Source organism: Parafrankia sp. EAN1pec (genome assembly GCF_000018005.1).
Lineage (GTDB): Bacteria > Actinomycetota > Actinomycetes > Frankiales > Frankiaceae > Parafrankia > Parafrankia soli.
The window spans coordinates 6,274,699-6,300,105 of record NC_009921.1 but is presented as its reverse complement, the minus strand read 5'-3'; the positions used below and the strand labels follow the sequence as shown (position 1 = coordinate 6,300,105).

Genomic DNA, 25,407 nt, shown 5'->3' with positions numbered 1-25,407 from the left:
GATAGCGAGCCATGAACATTTACCAGCCCATGCTGTTCGTCGGACTGGGCGGAACAGGCTGCCTGGTCGGCGCCGAGCTCGAGCGCCGGCTGCGGCACGAGCTGTGCGGCCCGGACGGCCGGGCGCTGAACCTGCGGGTGCCCGGCAAGAACTATCTGCCCTACCAGCTGCCGTCCTGCGTGCAGTTCGTCTACGCCGACCTCAACGAGTCCGAGCTCACCAGGCTGCGCACCCGGGTCGTCCCCTCGGAGGAGCACGCGAACGCGGCGGCGCCCACCCAGCACGTCACGCACGGCCTCATCCCGACCGTCGACACCTACCCGGACGTCGCCCGCAGCCTGCGGGTGAACGCGCGGGAGCTGGTCCGGGGCTGGCTGCCGCCGGCCGAGGGCGAGCCCCGGGTGGCGCCGCTGATGCGGGGGGCGGGCCAGCTGCCCACCGTCGGGCGGGCGGCACTGTTCGAGACGTTCCGGTCCGGGGTGGCGCCGGCCCGCCGTCCACTGTCCGACGCAGTCGGCAAGATCGCGACCTCCGGCCAGGAGCTGGCGGCGCTCGGCGGCCGGCTCGGGCAGACCTGTGACGTCTTCGTCGCCTTCTCCGTCGCCGGCGGCACCGGCGCCGGCATCTTCTACGACTACCTGCACCTGATCGGCGACGCGTTGCAGCGCTCGAAGGTCCGGGCGCAGATCTACCCGCTGGTGCTGATGCCCTCGGCGTTCGACGAGGGGGTCGGCGGCGGCCGGCGGGCCCGGCTGAACGCCGGCCGCGCGCTGCTCGACCTGTTCCGCCTCATCGACGACCAGAACGGCCACGACGCGGGGACGGAGCTGACCGCGCGCGGCACCTCCGGCACGCTCGGCGTCCAGTACCCGGACGGCGAGGGCCAGATCAACCTGTTGCCCTCGACCATCCAGACCGGATTCCTGTTCAACCGGGCCGACGGCGTGGAACGCGACGACCTGCACCGCTCGGTCGTGTCGCTGATCCTCTCCCTGGTCGGCACCGGGCAGGAACACGACGACGGCGACGCCATTGCCGACCGGATCTACCAGTCGTTCGCCGACGACTTCATCAACCGCGGCGTCGAGCGGGAGGTGCCGGCGTCCTCCGGCATCGGCCGGCGGGGCGTGTCGACGAGCCTGGTCGCGTCCATGACGATCCCGGTCGAGGAGCTGGCCGACCTGGTCGCCTCCCGGCTGCTGGCCCGCGGGGCGTACGACCTCGCCGCGCCCGCCCCGGGCACGGCCGCCGACGACGCCGGCATGATCAGGCGGTTCGCCTCCGCCGCGAACATCGGCCCGATGGTCACCCGGCAGCCCTTCCAGTTCACCGAGCCGGCACCGGCCCGCGGCGCGGCGGAGATCCTCTCCGCGCTGCGGGCCCGGCTGCAGGCCATGGAGGGCAACCTGGCGGGCCTGGGCACGATGGTCCGCCAGCAGGTGCCGGCGATCGCCGGCGCCTTCGACCCGGCGGCCGGCCTCGACGACCTGCTCGGCGAGGTCGACCTGCTGCACGCCCGCCGGATCGTCGAGGGCCGCGCGGGGGAGAGTGACCCGGTGAGCCGGGGCGGGGTGGTCGGCTTCCTGGCCAACCGCCGCACCGAGCCGCCCGCGCCCGCCGGGATCTCGGTGAACCCACCGGCGCCGCTGGCGATCCGCGACCGGCGCCTCGGCGCCAAGGTGCGCTGGGGCGACCGGGAGGTGGTGGAGACCATCCACCGCCAGGACACCTGGTACAGCTGGCGTACCCGGTGCGTCTGGAACGCCGCCTGGGACGAGCAGCAGGTGCGCTGGGAGAAGGCCCTGCGGCGGTTCCGCGCGCAGCTGAGGCTCGCCGCCGAGGCCTTCGACGAACACAGCCGCTCCGAGCCCGGCGAGTTCGCCCGGCGCACGGCGGACCTGTTCCGGCCGCGGGTCGGGGTGACCTACCTGCTGCCCCCGCACGGCGACATGGACGACTTCTACCAGAGGGCCCTGCAACGGCTCACGTCCGCGCTGGGCCTGCGGGGAGCCGCCTCCGAGGGCGACGTGATGCACCGCCTGCTCGGCCCGGACGGCTGGCGCCGGGTGTGGGAGGCGACCGTCACCAGGGGCGGGGAGGCCGCCGTCGCCGTCGCCCGGGAGCGGCTGCAGGAGGCGGTGAAGCGGCTGTTCCAGGAGTCCGACGGGCTCGACGGCGAGCCGCTGCTGCCGACGATGGCGAGCCTGCTCGCCGCGACGGTGCGCCGGGACGGCCCCGCCGCGGTCGGGGAGGACGACATCCGCCAGTTCCAGACGAAGATCCACGGTCTGGTGCCGGCCAGCTTCTCGCCCCAGGGCTCCGGCAATCTGAAGATCCTCGTCTCCTACCCGGCCGGGGCCCGGGACACCCAGATCGAGGGCTACCTCGCCCGCGCGATCCGGCTGCCGAACGAGAGCGGCATCTCGATGGAGTTCCGCCCGATCAACGCGGACTCGGTCGCGGTCGTCCTGCTGCGCACCTCGATGAGCATCACCGAGGTGCCCGAGCTGCGGGAGATCCTGCACCACTGGGCCGACGCGCTGCGCAACGAGCAGTCGCAGGACTTCCTCAAGTGGCGCCAGCGGCTCGGCTTCGACTACGGCTGGCTGGCCACCACCGAGGAGGACCGGGTCCGCATCCTGCACCGGCTGCTCTGCGCGATGTGGAACGGGCAGGTCCAGGCGCTGGCCGGCGGGACGGAGTCCCCGTACTCGATCCGGGTCTCGCTCGGTGACCCCAACGCCGACACCGACAGCGACGGCGTGAGCATGACCCTGGCGCTCTCCCCGTTCGAGCCGGCCTCGTCGTGGGGCAGCATGCTCCGCGCCTACGAGGACTGGTCGCTCGCGGACGACGAGCGGGTGCGCCGGGACTTCTCCGAACAGCTGATGCGGGTGGTGCCGATCGGGGTGACCGGCCGGGCCGCCAACCCGCACCCGGTGTTCCGGGCGTTCGTCGACAACGCGGACAAGCAGGCCGACCTGCTCGCCGAGATGCTCATGAAGCTGCCGCCGGGCAGCCGGGGCTGGGCCGAGCAGCAACACGCCTTCTGGGCGCACACCGTGCCGGCCGCGCTGGACATGGGGTTCTCCAACGTCTCCACCCCGGTGCGGGCGAACCTGCGCCAGCTCTACGAGATGGTCGGCACACGCGGGAAGGACCTCGGCAGGTGAGCACGGACACCACCGGCCGGACCTCCGCCACCGCCACCGCCGAGGCGAAGGTCATCGACATCGACCTCCGGGAACGGTACGAGGACCTGCTCTCCTTCGGGTCCTTCACCGAGGTGCAGCGGGCGTTCGCCACCTCGCTCGGCTTCATGGAGAGCGACCTGACCCGGGTCCTGGTCATCGACGACACCCGCGACCTGGAGGCGCACGCGGACGCGCTCGGCCTGATCGTCAAGGCGCCCGGGGTGCAGCAGGTGATCTGCCTCGCCGTCGGGCCGCCGCTGGACGACGTGGGCCGCGGGCTGGGCCGCCTGGTGGCCGACAGCGCCGTCGACCCGAACCGGGTCGCCCTGCACAAGCCGTTCGAGCTGGCGTCGCACGTGATGCTCTGGGTCGGCGACGCGCGCGGCATCGGTTGGGGTATGGGCCAGCACCGGGCCCAGGCGATCGCCACGGGTAGCTCCCCGGCCCAGGGGCCGGTGCTGGACGCGCTGTTCGACGCGCTGCTCACGCCGAAGGTCTTCGACCGGGTCTACGAGGTCGTCCGGTCAATGCCGGAGGGGGTGGCCTCGCCGGGCCTGCGGGCGATGATCGGGCAGGTCGACGACGACGTGCTCGCCGACGCCCGGGTCCGCGCGATCGACCGGATCCTCGCCCCGCGCCGGCACGGCGACGAGGAGCAGCCCGACGGCGGCCTGGTCACCGACCCGTTCCGGCTGCTGCTGCGCTACCCGCGGGCCAAGGAGGCGGGCAACCCGATCCTGGCCCGTGACGGCGGGATGGACCACGTCGCGCGGGGCTTCCGGGGCCAGCTCAAGGAGGCCGTGAACGCGCATGCCGTCATCACCGGCCCCGGGCCGGTGCTGCAGAACCTGCGGGCGGGCGGCAGGGCCGCCCTCAGCCCCGCAGGGCTGCTGACGGCCCGTGTCATGCAGGTGGGCCACGACCTCGGCAGGCTGCGCGACGATCTGTCGCGGATGTTCACCGAGTACGACAGTGTTCATCCGCTGGGCACGACCGACCTGCTCGAGCTGGGCCGGCGGGGCTTCGCCCTCGCCCCGCCCGAGGGCACCCAGCGGGTGGACCTGCTCGCCTCGCTGCGCCACCTCGTCACGGGTGCGCTCGACAGCCGCCGTCCGGTCACCGAGATCACCGGCTGGCTGAGCTGGATGCACGGGATGCTCGTCCCGGTCGGCAGCGCCGCCCGCCTGGACGACCTGGGCCGGGCGTGCGACACCGATCGGCTCCAGTACCTGCGGGATATGCCGCGCCGGCTGGACGTCAACCTGCTGTCGGTACTGGCCATCCTGCCGGTGCTGGTCTGCGGGCTGCTCGCCGCCGCCGCGCCCGACTCGGCCCGCTCCAGTGCCCTCGCCGGGGCCGGCGCGGCCCTGTTCGTCGCCGTGCGCGGCTGGCCGCTCGTGGTGGCCCGCCGGATGACACCGCTGGCCAACCACAGGATGTCCGACTGGATCTTCCTGGCGGTGCTCGCGCTGTTCATCGGATCCGGGGCGACCGCCCTGCTGGCCGTGGGCGCGCAGGAGCCGGCCACCCTGGCGCAGGCCGCCGCCGCCCTGGGCCTGCTGGCCGTCGCCGGCCTGGTGGGCTGGTGGTTCCTGCTCGGTAAGGAGGCCACCCAGAGCGACCGGAGCCCGGTCGACCTGGCCGCTCTGGTCATCATCGCCCTCGGCGCCGGCTGTGTCGGGCAGGTGCTGGGCACCGCCGACAGCCTCGACCCGGTACTGAGCCTGCCGGTGCGGATCGTGGCCGGCGCGCTGGCGTTTGTGGGCCTGATGTGGTGGCCGTACCTGGTGTGGTCCCGGGCCGTGCGCCGGTGGCATCCCGGCGAGTACGTCACCCTCGCGCGGGCGATGTCCGAGGGGACCATCGCGCTCATGGAGGACGTCGCCCGGTACGACTGGTCGTTGACCGGCCCCCGGCGGGCCGGCGCCGACCTGGTCCGGGCGATGTCGCTGGCCTTCGAGGACGTCACCTCGGCGCTGACCGGTTACTCGGACCGGTTGCGCGGCTTCCCGGCGCGCCCGCCCCGCAGCCGCGAGGCCGGGGTCGACACCGACGTCTCGCTGCGCCTGCGTTCCATGGGCGCCGCGATCAGCGACGTGGTCGAGGCCGACGTCGTCGACCTGATCGCGAGCGTGATCGACCGGTGCTGGCCCGACATCGAGCGGGAGGCGCTCGACGCGCTGGGCGAGCGGGTCGTCTCCGAGACCCGGCACGGCCTCGACCGCTACAACCGGCACCTCGAACGGATGGGCGTCCACGCGACCCCGCCGTTCCGCGCGGACGACACGGACCGGCGCGAGCTCGTCGACGCCGCCTGGCAGCAGTCGGACCGGCTCGGCGTGCTGCTGCGCGCCGACGTCGCCGACAGCGGGCTGATGCAGCTGTGCGCGCCCGAGCACCTGCAGCTGCTCGACGTCGACGCCCGCTCGGCGGCCGTCGTGCGGTTCGCGCCGCGGGCCGCGCAGCCCTCGCTGGTGGCGCGCGGGCCCGGTACCGGCGCCGGCGGCGGGTGGGGGTTCGACCCGTTGCCCTCAGCGGTGCTCGGCGAGCTGGAATGGCCGGAGTGGGGCCAGGTCGCCGGAGTGCTGCGGCTGGTGCGGATGCGCCCCGGCACGGTGGAGACCGTGCTCAAGGGGGGGCGATGAGCCCGCCGGGCGGATCAGGACTCGGCGGCGACTGGTGGGATGCCAGCCCCCGCCCCGGCCGCGGCGACACCGACCTGCACCGGACCAGCCGCGGCGAGCCGATCGACACCTTGCGCGAGGAGACCATCGCGTATCGTGACGTCTATGGACGCCGCCGGACGATGCGGGCCCGGGTCACCGAGGACGACCCGGCGGCCGACCCGTTCTACCGGACCAGGCTGGTCGTCGATGCCGACCGGCTGGTCGAGTACGTCCAGAAGCGGGTGCACGCCGCCGGGCGGCGTGCACCCGCGAACTCCGCCGCGACCTCGCGGGCGCCGGACGGGATCGACGCCGTCGACAACGAGATCCAGATGGGCCTGCACCTCGTCGACGCGTTCGGCGAGGAGAACTACCCGCGGGAGCTGTCCCACCTGGTCGGCTACTACCCCGACGACGCCGACCGCGAGCCGTTCGTGCTGCTGGCCGAGCGCGGCCGGCCGGTCGAGCGGTTCGCCGGCCGGCTGCTGCTCGACCAGGTCGAGCAGTTCCCGACCAGCCTGCTGCGCGCGCTGGACCTGCTGGAGTCCGCCGGCGTCGTGCACCGCTGGCTGACCACCCGGACGGTCCAGTTCGACGACCGGCACGTCCAGATCACCGACTTCCGGCACGCGGTGCTCGTCGGTGAGCGCTGCGGCCCGGCGCCCGACCCGCGGTGGGCGGCACCCGAGGCGGTGTACGGCGACGGGCCGGCCACGACGAAGGAAGACGTCTACAGCGTCGGCCGCGTCCTCAACGAGGTGATCGCCGACCGGTCCGGCCGGGCCTCGACGCGCCGCGGTGGGGCTGAGCGGCTGCTGGGATCGGACGGCCCGCTCGGCCGGATGGTCGACCACGATCCGGACCTGCGCCCACCGGCCGCCGAGGTACTGGCCGCCCTCGGTCGGGACGTCGACCGGGCGGCCGGCACCCGGCGCGCCAGGTCGGGCGGCGACGCCCGGTTCGTCGAGGGACTGCGCAGCTTCGACGCGATCGTGCGGCGGCGGGGGACCGGCGACGACGAGCCGACGCCGCGTCCTACGAACGGCGGCGCGGACCGCGGAAGGCGATGAGCGCGGTGACCATCCCACTGGGACCGACCGAGGTGCGCTGCCCGATCTGCCTGGACGTCTTCGACTGGGACGAGACGGACCTGTTCACCTTCCGGGACGGCGCCTACGTCCCGCTGGACCTCTCCGGCGTGGGCGACCCGGTCAAGCGGAACGACGAGATGATCGGCGCCTACCGGCGCTGCCCGAACCCGTCCGCGGACATGGCCGAGCGGCATTACCTGCCGATCTCCTACGCCAGCTACGGGCCGCCGCTGGTGATCGGTTTCATCGGGCGCACGGAGTCGGGCAAGTCGCACCTGCTGGCCGCGATCGTCAGCGAGATCGAGCGGGGCGGCCTCGGTCCTCTGGGCTTCACCGCGGTGCCCGTCGACGAGGAGGCGCACCGGGCGTACTGGCGGCAGTACGTCGCGTCCCTGGTCGACGAGGGGCGGGCGATCGAGCACACCGCCAGGGTGCAGTCGGACGCCATGGTCACCTTCACCGACGCGCTCGTGGTGAGTGATGGCCGCCGGCAGCGCGCGGTGGCGTTCTTCGACGTCGCCGGCGACGACCTGGTGGCGCGGACCCGGTCGATGCGGTTCGTCCTAGCGCTCGACGCGCTGATCTTCGTGGTCGACCCGGAGTACGCGCTGCGCCAGAACGCCCCGTCCGACGGTGACGCCACGTTCGAGACGGTGATGGCCCGGCTGCGGGCCCAGCCCGGCCTGACCGACCGGCTGCCGGTGGCGCTGGCCGTCAGCAAGTCCGACCTCTACCGCTTCGAGCAGCCGGCGGCCCGCTGGTACCGCCGGCCCAGTCTGTCGGCCTACCTCGACGGCCGGGCCGAACCCACCGAGATCCGGGACGAGAGCCGCGACGCGTACGCGTTCCTGTACGCCCGGGGAGCCCGAGCCTGGCTGCGCCCGTTCGAGACGTTCCGCCGGGCCACGCTGCACTTCGTGTCCGCGACCGGCTCGAAGGCGGTCACGGACGACCGCGGCGACACGTTCGACAAGGTCTTCCCGCGCGGTGTCCGGCCCAGGCGGGTACTCGACCCGCTCGCGGCCATCTTCGCGATGTCCGGCCTGCTCGGGGAGGACGCCGCCAAGGAGGTCGGGACCTGATGGGCCGCATCGACCAGAACGAGTACGCGTTCGCGAACGAGCGCGACGGTTTCGTCCTCGTCGCCAGCTCGATCGAGAACCCGCCGGATCGCGGCTGGTGGTCGCAGTGGCTGGGCGGCTGGCAGAACATCAACCGCGCCAACCACGTCCGGCAGCCGTCCACCTCACGGGTCTACCTGCGCGACGACCAGCAGGGCGCCGTGGTCCTGCGCCAGCAGACCGGCTCGGACTCCCGGCGGGACATGCGGGTGAGCGTTCTGGTCGGCTCCGCCGAGGACCTCACCGGATGGGGGGCGGCGCGGCTGGCGCACTGGCCCGTCGGCCGGCAGCTGACCGACCCTGACCAGAGCGGGGTGGCGTTGATCGCGCGGCCGGACCTCACGGCCTACACCGGTGCGAACGTCGTCCGGCTGCAGGAGGCGGTCCTGGCGGACGCTCTGGAGCTGACCTCACCGGTGTCCGGGCGCGGGAACATCGTCCTGGTGAACCCGCTGGCGGCCCTGCTCGCGGCAGTACTGAAGCTGCGAGCCGAGTCTGTGGGCGGCGCACCCGTCTTCGGTGGGCGACGGCAGCTCGTGCCGGTCGGCGCGGACGAGCCCGCGGCGGCGGCGCTCGTCCTGGTCCTCACGGAGCTGCTGCGGCACATCGGCGACGGCCGCGACCGGCTGACGTACTCGACGTTCGAGGCCACCTACCCGCGCGTCGGTGCCCATCAGCGCGATCCACAGGTTCTGTTCATGCCGGACTTCGTGCAGCCGGAGCGTGGCCTCACCCGGCCGGTCGCGTATGTCTTCCTTGCTCCCGGACTGCGTGAGGACCATCAGCCGTACGTGCGCGACGGTGCCGCCGGGGACGGTCCGTTCGAGTACATCGCCAGAGTTGTGGTCTGGGCATACCTGCAGCGTGAGCTGGCGCATTTTCCTCGGCTGAACGACAGCCTGCTGCGGCAGCCGGAGAACTGGGCCGGGGCGGTGGAGGACTGGGCGATCCGGAAGGGCGGCCCGCCGCGGAGCCAGCCGGTCATCCTGCCGACCGAGCCGACGATCCCGGCTGGTTCCCGTCAGGTCGCGCCCCTCGGAGAGCCACACGGGCAGCGATGGAGGCACGCGGAGGCCCAGGCTGGCGACGGGCGTCCGGAGGACGCATGGGGCCAGCCCCGACCGGGCGACGGGCCACGGGTACCTGAGGCCTTCTCCGTGTCGGCGGCCGCGCCGACAGCCGTGCCGGTGGCCGGGACCACCGCCGCCGAGCAGACGCGGCACGCCGAGGACACGCTGCGCCGGGCGATCGCCAACCTGCACAACGGCCTGGTCGGGGAGACGACGCACACGGTCGACGCGTTCGTCCGGGCGTTGCGCAGCCGCCAGTGGCTGACGCCGGTGGAGCGCAACCATGTTCGGAAGTTCCTGATGTGGGTGATGCCCGGGCTGGCTCCACGTGCCGCCAGGGAACCCTACGAGGAGATGACGGACCCCGGCCTGCGACGCATTCGACCGTCGGCCGTCGACGCGCTGGCCCGCCTGGCCAGCCCGGACGCCACCACGATCCCCGCCTCCGTGGACGTCGTCGACTGCCTGGCCGGGGTGCTGGAACTCGAATCGGGGAACGCCCTGCTGCTCGCGGAGACGCGCGACGCGCTTCTTCTGCTGGTACATGTCCCGACGGCGCCCGAGCATGCCGGCGAGGACAGGCGGCCGAAAGAGCCGTCGTCCGAGCTGGCACCTCGCCACGCCGACCGCGCGCGTCCGTGGCGGCCGGACCTGGCGGTTGCCCGAGCGCTGACGGAGCAGGCTGAGGACACCCCCATCAGCCACGCCGACCCCGGCCCGCCTGCCGTCAGCGAACAGGAGCGCGTTCACCAGGCATTTGTCGACCATCTCCTCGGACTTGTGCGGTGGGCCACCGCGGTCGTCCCCGGGCTTTCCATGCGTGACGGCCTGCTGACGACCGCGAGCCTGCCGGCGACCGCGGCCTGGCTGCCCGCGGAGAACGCTCTCCCGCTTCGGCGGGTTGTCCGGCGGTTGGCCGGCTCCGAGAACGACGGGTTGCCCCTGGAGAGTCCCCGGGTCGACGCGCTCGCGCAGGCGCCGGACCAGACGGCGGCGGTGCGCCTGCTGCAGGACAGGATCGGGACGGATCTCGTCAGCCGCACGGACCACCTTTTCGGCCGGGAATCGCGGCTGTCGGCAGACCAGCTCGTGTATGACCTGACGGCCGCGCTGACCGAGGCGCCGGGTGCCCAGAACATGCTGAGTGACGAGTTCGTCGGGGCCGTTGAGACGCTCCGGGCCCAGCTGCTTCACGTGGTGGAGCGGGCCGCTCAGACCGAGCCGCGTGAGCCGGCCGTCCGGCCGGACCCACGGGACGCGGACGAACCGGCCGCAGCCAGCGTGTCGGCGTCCGAGGCTTCGGTCGGCTCGCCGCACGAGGTCTTCGCGGGTCTCATAAACGAGCTGGCGAACGCGAAGATCGGAGACGAGCTGTCGCCGGTGTCCGCCTGGTTCGCCGAGACGCTGCCAAAGGCCTGGCCCGACTCCGCCGGGCACTCCCTGAAGGTCGCGGGCCTGCTGGACCAGCGGATCGAGCTCACCTCCGGCGACGAAGCCGAATCCACCGGTTCCGACGAGGCTGACTCCTCCGTCGGCGGTAGGTACGGCCTGCTCGGTGGCTGGCGCGAATACAGGTACGCCCTCGCCCTTCTGGCGGCTTGCCTGATCACCGGCCTGGCGGCGCTGTGGCGGTGACTGCGACCAAGCCCGCCCTCGACACCCGGTCCCGGGACGCCGGGAAACCGGCCCCCGACACGGAGCCCGAATCCGCCCGGTTCCCGCTGCCGTGGGTCGTGGCCGGAGCGGCCGTGCCGATGCTGCTCACCCTGTGGGACGTCCAGGCACAGCACCACGACTTCGACGCCGGCTTCGGGCGCGGGCTCGCGGCGGTCGCCTTCGCCGGGCTGCTCGGCGCGCTGCTGGTGCTGACCGTGCACGAACTCAACCCCGACGAGCGGGCACTGGGCACCGGGGTGGCACTGGCCGCCGTCCTGACCGTGAGCTTCCTGAACCAGTCCCGGTTCCTGTGGGAGTCCCCGTCCCTGCTGTTCGGCGGGCTCGCCGTGGCGGCGATGGCGGTGGCCGGCCGCTGGGCCCGGCTGCACGGTGACGACCCCCGTGCGCTGGTCCCGCCGCCGAGGACGGCGCCTGTCCTGGCTACCGCGGTCGCCCTGCTGGCAGGTCTCATCGCCGGGTTCGGGCCCGTCGATGAGACGCTCGGTGCCCAACTGGCCGAGCTCCTGCGCTACCTCCTGCTCGGGCTGGGAGCCGTGGTGCTGCTGGCCGGTGATCCGGCCGGGAACGACGGCGAGGTCACGTTGGACGAGCAGTTCCGGCGGTCGGTCCTGGCCGCGACCACCCCGATCGGCCTGCTGTTCGTGACCTGGGAGCCGGGCTCGGCCGCGATCCTGGCCGCCGGAGTCGTGGCGATGCTGGCGGCCCGGCGCTTCTGGTTCTCGGCGGGGCTCACCGCGGTGGTGGCCGTGGCCGTGGGAACGGTGTGGTGCTGGCTTGCCGCCGGGAAGGCGGACAAGGCGTGGCGCGACAGCCACCTGGAGAAGCGGGCGGAACCCGTCTGGGACAGCAGGATCTGGGAGAGCGCGTCACTCGGCAAGCACCGGAGCTGGGTCGACCAGGAGCTCCCGGCCGCGACGCTCGTTGGCCAGTACGGGCACTTCTTCGCCGTCCTGGGCTGCCTCCTCGTCGCCGCCTTCGGCTGGCTGCTGGTGCGGCTGGTGCTGGCGGCCCGTCCCTCCTCGGTCCAGGTGCTGGCGGCCGGACTGGTGGCCATGCTCGTCGCCGGGCTGGCCCTGCCCCTCGTGGCGCTGCTGACCAACCATCGGTTCGGCCTCACCGTGCCGTTGCTGTCGAGTGGCGTGACCTCGTTGATCCTCGCCCTCGCCTCGGTCGGCGTCGCGCTCGGCGCGGCGGCGGGCCCACGGGTGAGCGGCGTCGGCGGGCGGAGGTAGTCAGCTGTCCAGCTCACCTGTCGATTCCGCGGGCTCCGCCGGCTTCGGTGCCGACAGAGCGTTCGGCGGCGCCGCTTTCGAGGCCACCGGCTCCGACGACCTCGGCGCGCCCGACGATCTCGGTCAGCCCGACGACCTCGGCCGGGACGACGATCTGGGTGGGGACGACACCAGAGGCGCCCCGGGCCCCGGCCCACGCGAGCCCGGTCCGGCCGGTGCGGACCCGTGGTCGGCGGCCGAGGCGGTGTTCCGGCTCGCGGTCTGCGCCTTCGACGACCGGCCCGACCTGCCGGCCGAGACCCACACGCTGGACGCGCTGGTCTCGGCGATGAAGCGCCGCCAGTGGCTGTCCGCCGAGGAGAGCCTCGCGCTGCACGCCGTCCTGGTCGCGATCTTCCCGAACCTGGCCGGCCGGGCGGTCTTCCAGCGCGGCGTCGCCGGGACGGTGGACCGGCCGGTGCGCAAGCGGCCGCTGTGCGTGCCCGCGCTGCTCGAATGCCTGCCCACCGCCCGGACCAGGCCCGACCCGATCCTGGACGAGCTGACCGAGGCGCTCACCACCCCGGCCGGGGTGGCCACCGACCGGGCCGAGCTCCGCCGCGCTCTCGACAGCCTGGTCAGCCGAGCCTCCCGGCCGACGATGGACCTCCCGGCAAGTCTTCAGCAGTACGAGATCCATCTGATCAACTCGGTCTACGCCGCCCAGGGTCGGATCGCGGAGCTGGCCGAGACGGCGGCCGACCCGCCCGCCGGGGTGCTGTGGGCGCTGCTGGACGCCGTCCGCGACGGAGCCTGGCGTGACGAATCCAGCCTGGCGAGCCTGCGCGGTTCGCTGTTCTCCCAGCTGAGGATGCCGATCCCGGGGTTTGCCGTCGGCCCGCCGATCATCGCCCCGGATGTCGACCCGACAGTCCTGGAACGGATCGCCGTGGCGGCCGGCGAGGTCCTGGCGCGGCTGCGCGCGGAGCTCGCGGACGTCTGGGACGGCGACCGGGCGCGGGCGGCCGATCTCGTCGTCGACGCACTGTCCGCGCTGTCGACGGGTGTGCTCGGCGGCGGGCCGGGCGACATACGGGTGCAGCCCGCGGTCACCAGGCTGCGCACGCTGGTCACCCGCGCGATGGCGGCCGCCGGCCCGGTCGGCGGCGGGGCCTCGGCTGGCGGGGAAATGGACGGCGGGGGAGCGGAATCCCGGGCGGACCGGTCGGCCGCCGCCCAGGAGACCATTGACGGGCTGGCCTGGCGAGTTCGGACCCAGGTGGGCACGGCCGGGCTCACCGACCTGGTGGCGGAGGCCTTCGTCGAAATCCTCGAACGGCTCGACACCTCGGTCGACATCGACAATCTCAGCGCCGCGCTGCAGCTGCGCTGGGCCCAGTAGCCGGCACCGCCACCTGCAAAGGCAGGCAACCATGCGGAAATTCTCCTTCGGACGGCGCAACGGCCGTGGATTCGGCCTCGACAGCCACGACGTCGCGGTGTCGTCGGCGATCGTCGCCGTCACCCTGATCACCGCGATTCTCATCGTCGCACTGGTGGACCACCAGGACCCCGGCGGCGGATCAGCCGGCGGCGGCCCGGTCGCCGTTCCCAGCGCGACGGACATCCCGACGCCCCCCCGAACCTCCGCACCTTCCACTCGGACGGCGACCACCACGCCGAGTCCCACGGCGATGGTCACTGCCCAGCCCTCTACTCCGGCGCCTCCCGCCACGTCCACATCGCCGGCGCCGTCGCCGACAACGACGCCTCCTGCTACACCGCCGCCGCCGCTTCGCCCCGCAGTGACTATTATCAACAACTCGAGAATCGAGGGGCTTGCGGTCCAGATAGAGCCTCTCGTGTCGGCGAAGGGCTTCATCGTCCAGGAAAAGGGAAACTATTCAGGTGAAGTAGTTTTCTCGCATACGACTGTGCTGTATGAAAATGGTCAAGAAGGTTTTGCCGAGGAGTTGGTGGAGGCAATGAAAGGGTACGATGATGATATCAAGATAAAGCTGAATGATGGTGATCGAATTAAGCCGAACGGGACCCTTGTTTTTGTCATAACAAAGAATTTCAAGATCTAGATCGGCAGTGTTGCCGGTCGCGTCGCGCAGTGGCTGGCCGTTATTTCGGGCTTCCGTCGACCTGGGCGTCGCAGCCCCGACCTGGGTAGGTTCTCTGATTTGAGACTCCACGGGTCTCATGGCCTACCGCTGTCGGGAGGCAGGCCCTGGACGGGTATCGCCGGTGCTCGTGGCGAGCCGGTCGGGTTCGGTCGAATGAAGTGGGTTGCGTCAGCGGCGTGTGGAGTGGCTCAGCCAACTCGCTTCGGCGGCACCCAGGCCGGGTGCGTTCGCGAGGTCAGCTGACGACGGCCGGTTGGTCGGAGTCCCGTGCCGCGCCGGTCGGGGCCGGCGGCACGCTGTCGGTCGATTCCGCGTCGGCGGCCGGACCGGTGGCTGGCCCGGTGGTCGGGGCGACCGTGGCGGTGGCGGGCTCGGTGCCGTGCACGTCCACGTGGGGCAGGATGCGGTCGAGCCAGCCCGGGAGCCACCAGTTCGCGCGGCCGAGCAGGCCCATGGTGGCGGGCACCAGGATCATGCGGATGATGGTCGCGTCGACCAGCACGGCGACGGCCATCCCGACGCCGACCATCTTCACCGTGACGTCCGGGTCGAGGGCGAAGCCGGCGAAGACCGCGATCATGATCAGGGCGGCGGAGCTGATGACCCGGCCGGTGGCGGCGAGGCCGCGCACGACGCTGCCGTGCGGGTCGCCGGTGGCCAGGTAGTCCTCCCGGATGCGGGAGAGCAGGAAGACCTCGTAGTCCATGCTCAGCCCGAACAGCACGGTGAACATCAGCACGGGCAGCCAGCTCGACATCGGCACGCTGTGCGGCAGGCCGAGCAGCTCGGCGCCCCAGCCCCACTGGAACACGGCGGTCACCACGCCGTAGGCGGCGGCGATCGAGAGCATGTTCATGACCGCGGCCTTCAGCGCGACCACTGGTGAGCGGAACACGACCGTCAGTAGCAGCAGGGACACGCCGACGACGAAGCCGACCACCCACCACAGCCGGTCGGACAGCAGACCGGACAGGTCGGTGAAGACCGCGGTCATACCGGTGATCTCGATGCCCGGGGGCAGGACGTCGGCGCGCAGGTGGCGGACCAGGTCGGCGGCACGCTTGTCGCTCGGTGCGACGGCGGGCGTCACGAAGACCACCGCGGCGTTCCCGCTCGGCGAGGTCACCGGCGGGGCGACAGCCGCGACGTCGGGCGTCGCCCTGATACGGGTCACGAGCGCGGGGAGATCGGCGGCGGGGACTCTGCGCAGGTCCACCGCGAGCATCAGCGGGCCGTTCGCGCCGGGGCCGTACTCGGCGGCGACCAGGTCGTAGGCGCGCCGCTGGTAGGTGGACTCCGGCTGACTGCCGGCGTCCTGCGGCCAGGTGCGCATCCCGAGGACGGGTGCCGCGAGCAGCAGCAGGAGCAGGAGAGCACCCAGTGCCCACGGGAGGGGCCGGCGTCCGATCCGGCCGGCCCAGGCTGCGGTGAGCGTCTGCCGGGCCGGGGAGCCGGCCGCCGCGACGCTGGCCTTCCCGACGCCGGCCGTGAGCGCGGCGCGGCCCCGGCGGCCCAGCAGTCGCGTCCCGGCCAGCCCGCACAGAGCGGGGACGAGGGTGAGCGCGGTGACGACCACGGTGACGACCACGGCCGCGGTGGTGAAGCCGGTGGTCACGTAGGTGTTCAGCCCGACCAGCCGCAGCCCCATCAGGGAGAGCACGACGGTCACCCCGGCGAACAGCACCGACACCCCGGCGGTGCCGTTGGCGCGGGCGGCGGCCTCCCGGACGGTCAGGCCGGCCCGCAGGCCCTCGACGTGCCGGGTGATCAGCAGGAGGGCGTAGTCGATGCCGACCCCGATGCCGATCATCGAGGCGAGTGTCGGCGCGATGGTGCTGACGTTGGTGCCGGCCGCGATGAGGGTGATGCCGGCGCTGCCGATGCCCAGGCCGATGAGCGCCACCGCCAGCGGCACCCCGGCCGCGACGATCGAACCGAAGGCGACCAGCAGGATGACCAGGGCGAAGCCGACACCGACCGCCTCGGCCCGGCCGTTGACCTCCTGGATGTTCTCGGCGACCTGACCGCCGAACTCGACGGTGACGCCCGCGTCCGCGGCCGGCCTGGTCGCCTCGACGAGGTCGTCGACCGCGTCGGTGCCGCCCAGGTCGGTGACCGGCCGGTCGTACTGCACGTTGATGAGCGCCGTGTCGCCGTCCGAGGAGGGCCGCGGCGGGCTGACGAGGATGACGTCCGGCACCTCTGCGAGCCGGGCGGAGACGGCCGTGATGACCTTCGGGGCGAGCCGGCTGCCGTCGGCGGTGTGCAGCACGACCCGTGCCTGGGCCTCGGCGAGCACCGGGAACTCGGCGCGGAGCAGGTCGGTGCCCCGCTGCGACGCGGTGCCCGGGGCGTCGTAGTCGTCGTGGGGCTCGCCGCCCCAGGCCATGGCGAGCGCGGTCGCCACCACGAGCGCGGCGACCCACGCGCTGATCACCCGCCAGGGCCGGCCGGCGGCCAGCCATCCCACCCGGTACAGGAACCCGGACATCTCTCCTCCTTGGTGCGTGGCCGGTGCGGCCGGCTGGCGGGCGCCACGGTGCGCCGCGCGCTTTCACGTCTGCGACGACAGCGGACTGGCCGACTGTGACATCCCTATGTGGCTGGGTGTGTCGTATCCGCGACGCACGCGTCGCTACGTCACGAAGCCGACGCCCGCGCGCGCCCGTGACACCTGCCTGCGCCGCCGGTGTCAGCGCCGGTGCGTGGCTGGTGTCAGCGGCGGGAGGCCAGTGCGAGGAAGCGGTGCGGCGGGTCGTCGTAGCCGTCGAGCCGCCAGCCGGAGCCGGCGAGCAGGGGGCCGAGCCGGTCCGCCGCCAGCGGCTCGTCGGGGCGCAGCACGCGCCCGTGCCGGGCGGCGAGCGCCGCCCGGCCAGACGGATGGAAGATCGCCAGCCGGCCGCCGGGGCGGCTGACCCGGGCCAGCTCGGCAAGCCCGGCCGGCAGGTCGGGGAGGTGGGTGACCAGCCCGGCGGCGAACACCGCGTCAACCGCGCCGGTCCGCACGGGCAGGCGGCGGGCGTCGCCGAGGAGGAGATCGGCATGCCCCGCCCGGCCGTGTTCCCGGGCCACGGCGAGCATCTCGGGGGTGACATCCAGCCCGAGCACCGTGCCGGCCGGGCCGACGGCCGCGCGCAGCACGGGCAGCGCCCGGCCGGTGCCGCAGCCGACGTCGAGGACGGTCGCCCCCGTCGGCAGGCCCAGCTCGGCCACCGCCGCGGTGTAGGCGGGAGTGTCGTCGCCGAAGCGGGTGTCCCAGGTGGCGGCGCGTACGGCGAAGAACGCCCGGCTCTCGGTGACGTGCCAGCCGTCGTCGGCCGCGAGCCGCTCCGCGACCCGGCGGATCACCGGCCACGCCGGATCGTGCAGGTCGACGACGACGTCCGCGGGCCGATCGGGATCGTCGTCGCGGTCAGCGCGGGTGCGCAGCTCGACGACCAGGTCCCAGGCTGTCGACGTGCGGTCGGCGGGCCGGTCGGAGCTGTGCGCGAGCAGCACCGTCTCGCCGGGCCGCGCGGCCGTCGTCGTCTCGGGGGCTGCCGTCTTGAGGGCCGCCGGCCGGACGCACGGCCGGCCGGCCCCGCGCACCGCCGCGGCCAGCCGGTCGGCGACCGCGGCGGCCCTCCGGCCGTCGGCACCCTCGACCAGCACGCGTGCCGCGCCGGCCGGCAGCAGCACACGGATCCGGTCGAGGACCTCGTCCCAGCGGCGGACCTGTTCGGCGGTCATCGCCTCCGGCAGCGGTGGCGCGGAACTGTCGTCGGGCATCCACACATCATGGGCGAGCCGGCAGGCACGGTGGCGGCTGCCAGCGGCCGAAGGCCATGACCACACAGGGGTCGTGAGCCCGAAGGATGCGTCGGTGGGTGTTGGGATTCTGCTGATCAGTGCACGATCCTGTTCCCAAGGGCGAGAGTGGGGTTCTACAGTTGGCGGGTGCCACGGCTGCGGTGACGGGGCTGTGTGGCGACAGGGCTGAGGAGGAAGCATGCCGGTGAGCAAGCCGAGTGAATTACCCGTGGGTGGCGGCGGACGCTGGCCCCTGACGGGGTTCCGCTCCGCCCAGTGGGGGGACATGGAAGTCGGGTACACGGCCACCGGGCCGCTCGACTGCACCAAGGGCTACATCGGTCTGCCTGGCGGTGTCTGCCAGTGCCCCCACTACGGTTACATGTTCAGCGGCAGGCTTCGCTGCGTGTATCCGGGTACCGACTGGCCGGACGAGGTCGCGGTGGCCGGCGAGGCGTATTTCTTCCCAGCCGGTCATGTCCTCATCTATGAGGAGCCGAGCGAGGTGCTCGAGCTCAATCCCGCCGCCGCGCTCCAGCAGCTGATCGACCATTTCGAGGCCATGGCGGCCAGCGGTGGGTTCACCAAGGACGACGGCTGATCCAGCCGACTCCGAGGGCGCCCGGACGCCCGCGTACCAGGACGTCCGGGCACGCCGCCGGCCTGACCCCGGTGGTCGGAACGAGACACGAGAGAACGAGAAGCCGTTTCTGTGAAAGACGACGAGTCGGGTGCCGCCGAGCTGCGGAACGTAGCCGCCGCGGCCATGTCGGTGTCGGCCGGCGCGGGAGCTGAACAAGCCGTCGAGGTGAATCCGGGTAACGTTTCGGTCGTGTCCTGGGCTGAGCGTGCCGCCGACCGGTCGCCGTCCGTGCAGCGGTCGAGATCGCGCAGCATGCGCCAGATGAAGGTCATCGTCGCCGCGGCCAAGCGGCTGATCGCACAGAAGGGCACATCCTTCACGACGCAGGAGCTCGTGAAGGAGGCCGGTGTCGCGATGCAGACCTTCTACCGCCACTTCGAGGGCAAGGACCAGCTCCTCATGGCGGTCATCGAGGAGATGGTCACCGATCAGGCCGTGCGCTACGAGCAGGACGCCCGCGACCTGCCGGACCCGGTCGCCCGCCTGCGCCGCCACATAATGGCCGTGCTCGGCTCGCTCGACGCCAGCGGGGACGAGAGCACCGGGCCCCGGTTCATCACCGCGGAGCACTGGCGCCTGCACCAGCTGTACCCGGAGGAGATGGCGCAGGCCACGCAGCCCTTCGCCGACCTCGTGGCACGCGAGATCCGTGCGGCGCGCGACGCCGGCCTGCTGGCCCCGCAGGACGTCGAGCGCGACGCGGCACTGGTCGCCCGGCTCGTCATGTCCGTCTACCATCACTACGCCTTCGCGGCTGCTCCCGAGCCCGCAGAGGTGATCGCTGATCATCTCTGGGCGTTCTGCCTGGCGGGGCTCGGCGGCGACCTGGGCGGCGGGCGCCCGGCACGGCCGGTCAGACGTCCGCCTTCTTCGTGAGCCCGGCCAGCGGGAGCGCCCCGGCCGGGTGGGAGGGGCGTAGCCATGAAGGTGCTGGTAGTCGGCGGAACCGGGCCGACCGGGCCGCACATCGTGCGAGGCCTGCTCGGTAGGGGGCACGACGTCACGATCTTCCACCGGGGAGCCCACGAGCCGCCGGAGCTCGCCGACGTCGAGCACATCCACGGCGATCCGCATTTCCGGGAGTCGATCGACGAGGCGCTCGGCTTACGGGAGTTCGACGTCGTCCTGGCCATGTACGGGCGGATGCGGCATCTGTCGCCGGCGCTCGCCGGGCGGTGCGGCCAGTTCGTCGGCATCGGCGGCGTGCCGATCTACCAGGGGTTCTTCCCGGGTGACGGGAGGCACCGGCTGCCGATCCCGGTGACCGAGGAGCACCCCGTCGTCCAGGAGCGGTCCGACGACCCGGCCGTCCGGTTCTCCCGGCGGCTCGTCGACGCGGAGGAGGCGGCGTTCGCGCACCATCCGGGCGCCACGCTCTTCCGTTTCCCCATGCTTTACGGGCCGAACAACGCCCGGCCGGCCGAGTGGTCGATCGTGCGGCGCGTGCGCGACGGGCGCCCGTACATCATCCTTCCGGACGGCGGATCCCAGATCCACACCCGCTGCGCGGCGCGCAACGCGGCGGCGTTCGTGCTCGCCGCGGTCGACCGCCCGCAGGCCGCCGCCGGTCAGATCTACAACGCCGGTGATCCCACCGACTGGTCGCTGCGGCAGTGGGTCGAGTTGATCGTCCGCCTGATGGGCGCGGATCTCGAGGTGGTGGCGCTGCCGAGGGAGATCGCCGTCGAGGCCACGACGACGCTGCTGCCGCTGGCGGGCACGACGACGGAGCACTGCGTCCTGAGCACCGAGAAGGCGCGCCGCGAGCTCGGCTGCGAGGCGGTGATCGACACGGTCCAGGCGGTCGAGGAGCTCCTGGCGTGGTACGCCGAGCGACCCGGCTTCGACGTCAGCACCAGCCCGTCGTTCACCGACCGGTTCGACTACGCGACCGAGGACGCCCTGGTCGCCGAGTACCGGTCCGCCCTCGACCGGGTGCACTCGGCCGTCGACCAGTACGTCGCGCCACCGGTGCACAGCATGCCGCACCCGACCGAGCCCGGGAAGGTGGACCACCGTGGCCGCTGACCTGCCCGAAGTCTCCCGGGACGGGGACCGGCGGTGTGACCCGGCGGTACGTTACCGGTCATGCCCGACTTATTGGAGGACCGCGTCGTCGTGGTCACCGGCGGCGCCAGCGGGATCGGCCGCGCGAGCGTCCTGCGCTTCCTCGCCGCCGGCGCGCGTGTGGTCTTCGGCGATGTGAACGGCGCGACCGCCCAGCGGCTGCTCGACGAGGTCGCCGACCCCGCCCGGCTCCATTTCGAGCGGGCGGACGTGGCCGACGAGGCGGAGGTCGCCGCGCTCGTCGCCGCGGCCGTCGAGCGGTTCGGGCGCCTTGACGTCATGTTCAACAACGCCGGGGTCGGCGGGGCGTTCGGCCCGCTCACCGACATCGACGTCGCCGACTGGGACCGCACCTTCGGCGTGATCAGCCGTGGGATGTTCCTCGGGACGAAGCACGCCGCCCGGGCGATGATCGCCCAGGGCGGCGGCGGGTCGATCATCAACAACTCCTCGGTCGCCGGAGTCGGCGGCGGTGGCGGCCCGACCGCGTACTCCGCGGCGAAGGCCGCGGTCATCAACTTCACCTGCAACGCGGCCGTGGAACTGGCGGCCCACCGCATCCGGGTCAACGCGATCTGCCCCGGTCTCGTCGACACGCCGCTGGTGATGGGGCGCGACGAGGCGGCCATCCGGGCCCGGATGGCGACCTTCCAGCCCTGGCCCGACCTGGGCCGGCCCGAGGACATCGCCGGCATCGTGCTCTTCCTCGCCGGTCCGGACAGCGCCTTCCTGACCGGGGAGGCGATCCGGGTCGACGGCGGGATGGTCGCCTGGGGCCCGCGGATGACCGACACCTCCGACCCCCGGGGCGTGACCCGCCGGTTCACGGGCTTCACCGAGGGCTCGACCGGCCGTCCACTGACCAAGCGCCCCCTGGACGGCGCCGGTACCTGAGGCCGGGCGGCGTGCTCCCGCCCGGGGGCGCGCTCCTGCCGCAGCACGGGCTTCCGCCGCGGGGTGGGCTTCGGTCAGAGACCGAAGGCCCCGCCCTCGACGAGGATCGTCAGGCCGATGGCAACCAGGGCCAGCGGCAGCAGCAGGTGCCCCCAGCGGCTCAGCGCGCGGGCGACCGGCGGCCTCGTGGCAAGGAACCAGCCGGCCGCGCACCAGACGCCCACCAGCACGAGGAAGACCACCGCGTGGACGGCCGTCCCGCCCGCGCCGACCGCGGTGAAGACCGGGACGTACACGCCGAGGTTGTCGCCGCCGTTCGCGAAGGTGACCGCGGCGACCTCGAGCGCGGCCGGCCCCCTGCGCGAAGCGTCCCTGTCCTGCTCCTCACCCCCGGCCTCGTCATCGGGGTCGGGGCCGGCGGGATCTCCGGTCGTCGCGGCCGCGTGGTCGCCGCGTTCCGCCAGGGACCGCCGGGCCGCGCGTAGGCCCAGGGCGAGCGGGAGCAGGCCGAGGTAGGCGATCGCGGACTCGGGCAGGAGCGCCGCTCCGGACGCGGCGGCGGCGGCGACGGCGACGATTCCGACGAACCCGACGTACTGGCCGGCGACGATCCGCGGCACGGCGCGCCGGTCACCGGCGCCGCGGGCGAAGAACAGCGCCAGCACCAGGATGTCGTCGATGTTGGTGACGGCGAACAGGCCGATCGCCTGCCCGACGGCGCCCGGGTTCACGCGGTCGCGACGGGCGGGGCAAACGGCACCGGCCGACCGTACCGGGCGTGTTCCCGGCCGCTGACCGGCGGTTCGCCACGGCTGTGACGCGGTTCGCGACGGCCGCGAGAAGCGAGTGGTCCGACCGGGTGGGCCGCAGGTCGCGGGCGGCTCGGGGCCTTTACACCCCGATCGGCCGGGATGGCTACTCTACGATGCGGTTGTGACGCGCCGCGCGTCCAAAGTCGCGGCTCCATCCTGGGACTATTGCTCAGTGACTACTGTGCGCCCACCACGGAGTAGCGGAGCGGGGTGGGGGTTCCGGGTTCTGGTCACGTAACGTGTTCGAACCTGTACCACTCAACATCGAGAATAGATGGCCTGACGCTGACGTTGCGCCCTCGCCGAGGAGACGATCGTGCACGCCGAGCACCACGAGCCAAGAAAACAGCCGTCGTCGGTGACGCCTGCCCCGACCGCGCTGCCTTACCCGTCCGAGCCCGACACGGACCGCGCGAAGATCCCAGACCACGCGGACAGCCCGGGCCACACCGAGAACCCGGACCACCCGGAGAAGCCGGACCGCCTTCCGGGCCGCCGCCCGTGGCGCCGCGCCCGGCGCGCGCCAGCCAGCCCCGCCGCTGACAGCTCCGACAACCCCGCCTCCGACAACCCCCCCTCCGGCGGCGCCGCCCGGCACGACCCCGACGGCACCGGCCGTCCCGGGTCCGGCGGCTCGGCCGGCCGCACCCTCCGGGGAGCCTGGCGCCACGACCTGGAGGCGTCCGTCGTCGTCTTCCTGGTGGCGCTTCCGCTCTCGCTGGGCATCGCGGTCGCCTCGGGCGCCCCGGTGGTCGCCGGCATCATCGCGGCGGTCGTCGGTGGAGTCGTCGCCGGCGCCGTCGGCGGAGTCCCGCTGCAGGTCTCCGGCCCGGCGGCCGGCCTCACCGCCGTGGTGGCCGAGATCGTCGCCACGCACGGCTGGCGGGTCGCCTGTTTCGTCACCGCCGCCGCGGGCGTGGTGCAGATCCTTTTCGGCCTGAGCCGGGTCGCCCGCGCGGCCCTGGCCATCTCACCCGCGGTCGTGCACGGCATGCTCGCCGGCATCGGCCTGACCATCGTCATCGGGCAGATCCACGTCGTGCTCGGCGGTACCGCCGGCTCGGCCGCCTGGGACAACCTGATCGTCCTGCCCGGCGAGATCGTGTCGCCGGCCGTCCCGGCGGCGGCGCTGCTCGGCATCGCCGCCATCGCGCTGACCGTGGTGTGGACGCGGCTGCCCCGGCCGTTGTCGTCCATACCGGCACCGCTGGCCGCGGTGTCGATCGTGACCGCGGCATCGCTTCCGTTCGACGTCCCGCGGGTCGCCCTGCCCGACGACCTGCTGGGCGCGATCGCCCTGCCCGAGCTGCCCGCCGGCGGTGAATGGGGCGCGATCACGCTGGCCGTGCTGACGGTCGCCCTGGTCGCGAGCATCGAGTCGCTGCTGTCGGCGGTCGCCGTCGAGGCGATGCACTCCGGCCCGCGTGGCGACCTCGACCGCGAACTGCTCGGCCAGGGCGCCGCGAACACGGTCTCCGGCCTGCTCGGCGGGCTGCCGGTCACCGGCGTCATCGTCCGCAGCTCGACGAACGTCCGCGCCGGTGCCCGCACCCGCGCCTCGGCGATCCTGCACGGCCTGTGGATGGCCGGTTTCGCGCTGCTGCTGGCGCCGCTGGTCGGGCGCATCCCGCTCGCCGTGCTCGCCGGCCTGCTGGTCGTGATCGGCATCCGCCTCGTCGACCTCGCGCACATCCGCGCGATCGCCCGCCACGGCGAGCTCGCGATCTACCTGACGACGGTCGTCGGCGTGGTGCTGTTCAACCTGCTTGAGGGCGTCCTGATCGGGATCGCCACCGCACTGCTGCTCGCCCTGCGCCGGACGCTGGTGGCGCCGGTCCACGTGCACCCGCCCACCGGCCCTGGCTCGCCGTGGCGGGTCGTCGTCGAGGGCGCGCTGACCTTCCTCTCCCTGCCCAGGCTGTCCCGCCGGCTCGCCGAGGTGCCCGCCGGGGCGTCCGTCCGGCTCGACCTGGCGGTCGACTACCTCGACCACGGCGCGCACAAGATGCTGGACGACTGGATCGCCGAGCGGCATCGCGCCGGTGCCACTGTGACCGTCGACGAGGTGGGGGCCGCACCGCTGGCCATCCCCACCGTCGCGGCCCGGCCCCGCGAGGGACGACTCTCCAAGAGCCTCTTCGGGGGGCGTTCCACCGGCCGGCACGCCCGGTCGGCGCGGCCGCCGCGCTGGCTCGCCCCCTGGTCGGACTGGCAGCACGGCCAGCTCCACGACCGCCAGCACCTGCTCAACGGCGTGGACGAGTTCCACCGCCGGACGGCCCCGATGATCGAGCCGTTCCTCACCGAGCTGACCTCGGGGCAGCGGCCGTCGACCCTGTTCATCACATGCAGCGACTCGCGGCTCGTGCCGAACGTGATCACGAGCAGCGGCCCGGGGGACCTGTTCACCGTGCGCACGCCGGGCGCGTTCGTCCCCGGTCCGCAGGCGGTCGGTGACTCGACCCTGGCCGCGATCGAGTACGCCGTCGAGGTGCTCCGCGTACGGACCATCGCCGTCTGCGGACATTCCGGATGCGGTGCGGTCGCCGCCCTGCTCGACCGGGGCACACCCGGCCACAGCGGCTCCATCGTGGGCCCGCTGCGCAACCTGGAGGCCTGGCTGCGCCACGGCGAACCGGCCCTGGCCCGCGCGGCCCGTGACGCCGGTGGCCTTCCACCGGAGCCCGACGAGTTGAGCCGGGTCAGCGTCGCGCAGCAGCTCGTCGCGCTGCGCGGGCTGTCCGTGGTGCGCCGCGCCGAGGCCGAAGGCCGGCTGCAGCTGGTCGGCATGTGGTTCGACATCGCCACGGCGCGCGCGATCGTCCTGAACGAGTCGACCGACCGGTTCGAGATCCCGACCGTCAGCGTCGTCCCGGCGTTGGAGAGCGGACAGCGCCTGGCCGACGCCACCCGGGGCTGACCCGTCGGTCGGCCCCACCCCGAGCACGGCGCAGGTGACGGCGGGCAGCACCCGACCCGCCGCCACCCCGCCTGCCGTCTCGCCCAGCTCCGGCCTCGACTTGCCGGGTCGGGTTCCCGC

At 73.1% G+C, this 25,407-nt stretch carries 16 protein-coding genes; 13 read left to right on the top strand and 3 right to left on the bottom strand.

The window, feature by feature from the left end:
- Positions 1–11: 11 nt before the first annotated feature.
- From FRANEAN1_RS25775 to FRANEAN1_RS41530, 8 genes are all read left to right on the top strand, one after another.
- Entirely contained in the window at positions 12–3,173 is a 3,162-nt protein-coding gene (locus FRANEAN1_RS25775; RefSeq protein WP_020462711.1) for a tubulin-like doman-containing protein, read from the top strand.
- On the top strand, positions 3,170–5,839 hold the full coding sequence (locus FRANEAN1_RS25770; RefSeq protein ID WP_020462710.1) for a hypothetical protein: 2,670 nt from the start codon (positions 3,170–3,172) through the stop codon (positions 5,837–5,839). Before FRANEAN1_RS25775 ends, FRANEAN1_RS25770 begins: the two co-directional genes overlap by 4 nt.
- A complete protein-coding gene (locus tag FRANEAN1_RS25765; RefSeq protein WP_020462709.1) occupies positions 5,836–6,930 on the top strand; it encodes a protein kinase in 1,095 nt (364 codons plus the stop codon). The genes FRANEAN1_RS25770 and FRANEAN1_RS25765 overlap by 4 nt, the downstream gene beginning before the upstream one ends.
- Positions 6,931–6,935: 5 nt before the next feature.
- Positions 6,936–8,033: a hypothetical protein gene (locus FRANEAN1_RS25760; RefSeq protein ID WP_131802228.1), complete on the top strand. Its 1,098-nt coding sequence runs from the start codon at positions 6,936–6,938 to the stop codon at positions 8,031–8,033.
- Positions 8,033–10,777: a hypothetical protein gene (locus FRANEAN1_RS25755; protein WP_020462707.1), complete on the top strand. Its 2,745-nt coding sequence runs from the start codon at positions 8,033–8,035 to the stop codon at positions 10,775–10,777. The genes FRANEAN1_RS25760 and FRANEAN1_RS25755 overlap by 1 nt, the downstream gene beginning before the upstream one ends.
- A complete protein-coding gene (locus FRANEAN1_RS25750) occupies positions 10,774–12,051 on the top strand; it encodes a hypothetical protein (RefSeq protein ID WP_157472802.1) in 1,278 nt (425 codons plus the stop codon). The genes FRANEAN1_RS25755 and FRANEAN1_RS25750 overlap by 4 nt, the downstream gene beginning before the upstream one ends.
- Positions 12,052–12,295: 244 nt before the next feature.
- Positions 12,296–13,432 carry a hypothetical protein gene (locus FRANEAN1_RS25745; RefSeq protein WP_020462705.1) on the top strand — a complete coding sequence of 379 codons (1,137 nt, stop codon included), beginning with the start codon at positions 12,296–12,298 and terminating at the stop codon, positions 13,430–13,432.
- A 31-nt stretch (positions 13,433–13,463) separates the two neighbouring features.
- Positions 13,464–14,120, top strand: a complete 657-nt coding sequence (locus FRANEAN1_RS41530; protein ID WP_157472801.1) for a LytR C-terminal domain-containing protein — start codon at positions 13,464–13,466, stop codon at positions 14,118–14,120.
- Between the two features lie 277 nt (positions 14,121–14,397).
- On the opposite strand, the gene FRANEAN1_RS25740 is transcribed toward FRANEAN1_RS41530, so the two are convergent.
- Positions 14,398–16,653 (bottom strand): MMPL family transporter, encoded by a 2,256-nt coding sequence (locus tag FRANEAN1_RS25740; protein WP_020462704.1) that lies wholly within the window; start codon positions 16,651–16,653, stop codon positions 14,398–14,400.
- A gap of 224 nt (positions 16,654–16,877) precedes the next feature.
- Positions 16,878–17,930, bottom strand: a complete 1,053-nt coding sequence (locus FRANEAN1_RS37850; RefSeq protein WP_347176757.1) for a methyltransferase domain-containing protein — start codon at positions 17,928–17,930, stop codon at positions 16,878–16,880.
- 220 nt (positions 17,931–18,150) lie between these two features.
- On the opposite strand from FRANEAN1_RS37850, the gene FRANEAN1_RS25730 reads away from it, so the two are divergent.
- The 4 genes from FRANEAN1_RS25730 to FRANEAN1_RS25715 all read left to right on the top strand — a co-directional run bounded on the left by FRANEAN1_RS25730 (position 18,151) and on the right by FRANEAN1_RS25715 (position 21,555).
- The gene (locus tag FRANEAN1_RS25730; protein WP_020462702.1) at positions 18,151–18,552 is read left to right on the top strand and encodes a hypothetical protein; all 402 of its coding nucleotides are present in this window, start codon (positions 18,151–18,153) and stop codon (positions 18,550–18,552) included.
- Positions 18,553–18,663: 111 nt separating this feature from the next.
- Complete coding sequence (locus FRANEAN1_RS25725; RefSeq protein ID WP_063748355.1) at positions 18,664–19,470, top strand: TetR family transcriptional regulator; 807 nt, start codon at positions 18,664–18,666, stop codon at positions 19,468–19,470.
- A 45-nt stretch (positions 19,471–19,515) separates the two neighbouring features.
- Positions 19,516–20,622 (top strand): NAD-dependent epimerase/dehydratase family protein, encoded by a 1,107-nt coding sequence (locus FRANEAN1_RS25720; protein WP_020462700.1) that lies wholly within the window; start codon positions 19,516–19,518, stop codon positions 20,620–20,622.
- 60 nt (positions 20,623–20,682) lie between these two features.
- Positions 20,683–21,555: an SDR family oxidoreductase gene (locus tag FRANEAN1_RS25715; protein WP_020462699.1), complete on the top strand. Its 873-nt coding sequence runs from the start codon at positions 20,683–20,685 to the stop codon at positions 21,553–21,555.
- Positions 21,556–21,629: 74 nt separating this feature from the next.
- On the opposite strand, the gene FRANEAN1_RS25710 is transcribed toward FRANEAN1_RS25715, so the two are convergent.
- Positions 21,630–22,286: a cadmium resistance transporter gene (locus tag FRANEAN1_RS25710; RefSeq protein WP_020462698.1), complete on the bottom strand. Its 657-nt coding sequence runs from the start codon at positions 22,284–22,286 to the stop codon at positions 21,630–21,632.
- A gap of 397 nt (positions 22,287–22,683) precedes the next feature.
- Here FRANEAN1_RS25710 and FRANEAN1_RS25705 point away from each other — a divergent pair, with 397 nt between their 5' ends.
- Positions 22,684–25,287 carry a bifunctional SulP family inorganic anion transporter/carbonic anhydrase gene (locus FRANEAN1_RS25705; RefSeq protein WP_020462697.1) on the top strand — a complete coding sequence of 868 codons (2,604 nt, stop codon included), beginning with the start codon at positions 22,684–22,686 and terminating at the stop codon, positions 25,285–25,287.
- Positions 25,288–25,407 lie beyond the last annotated feature (120 nt).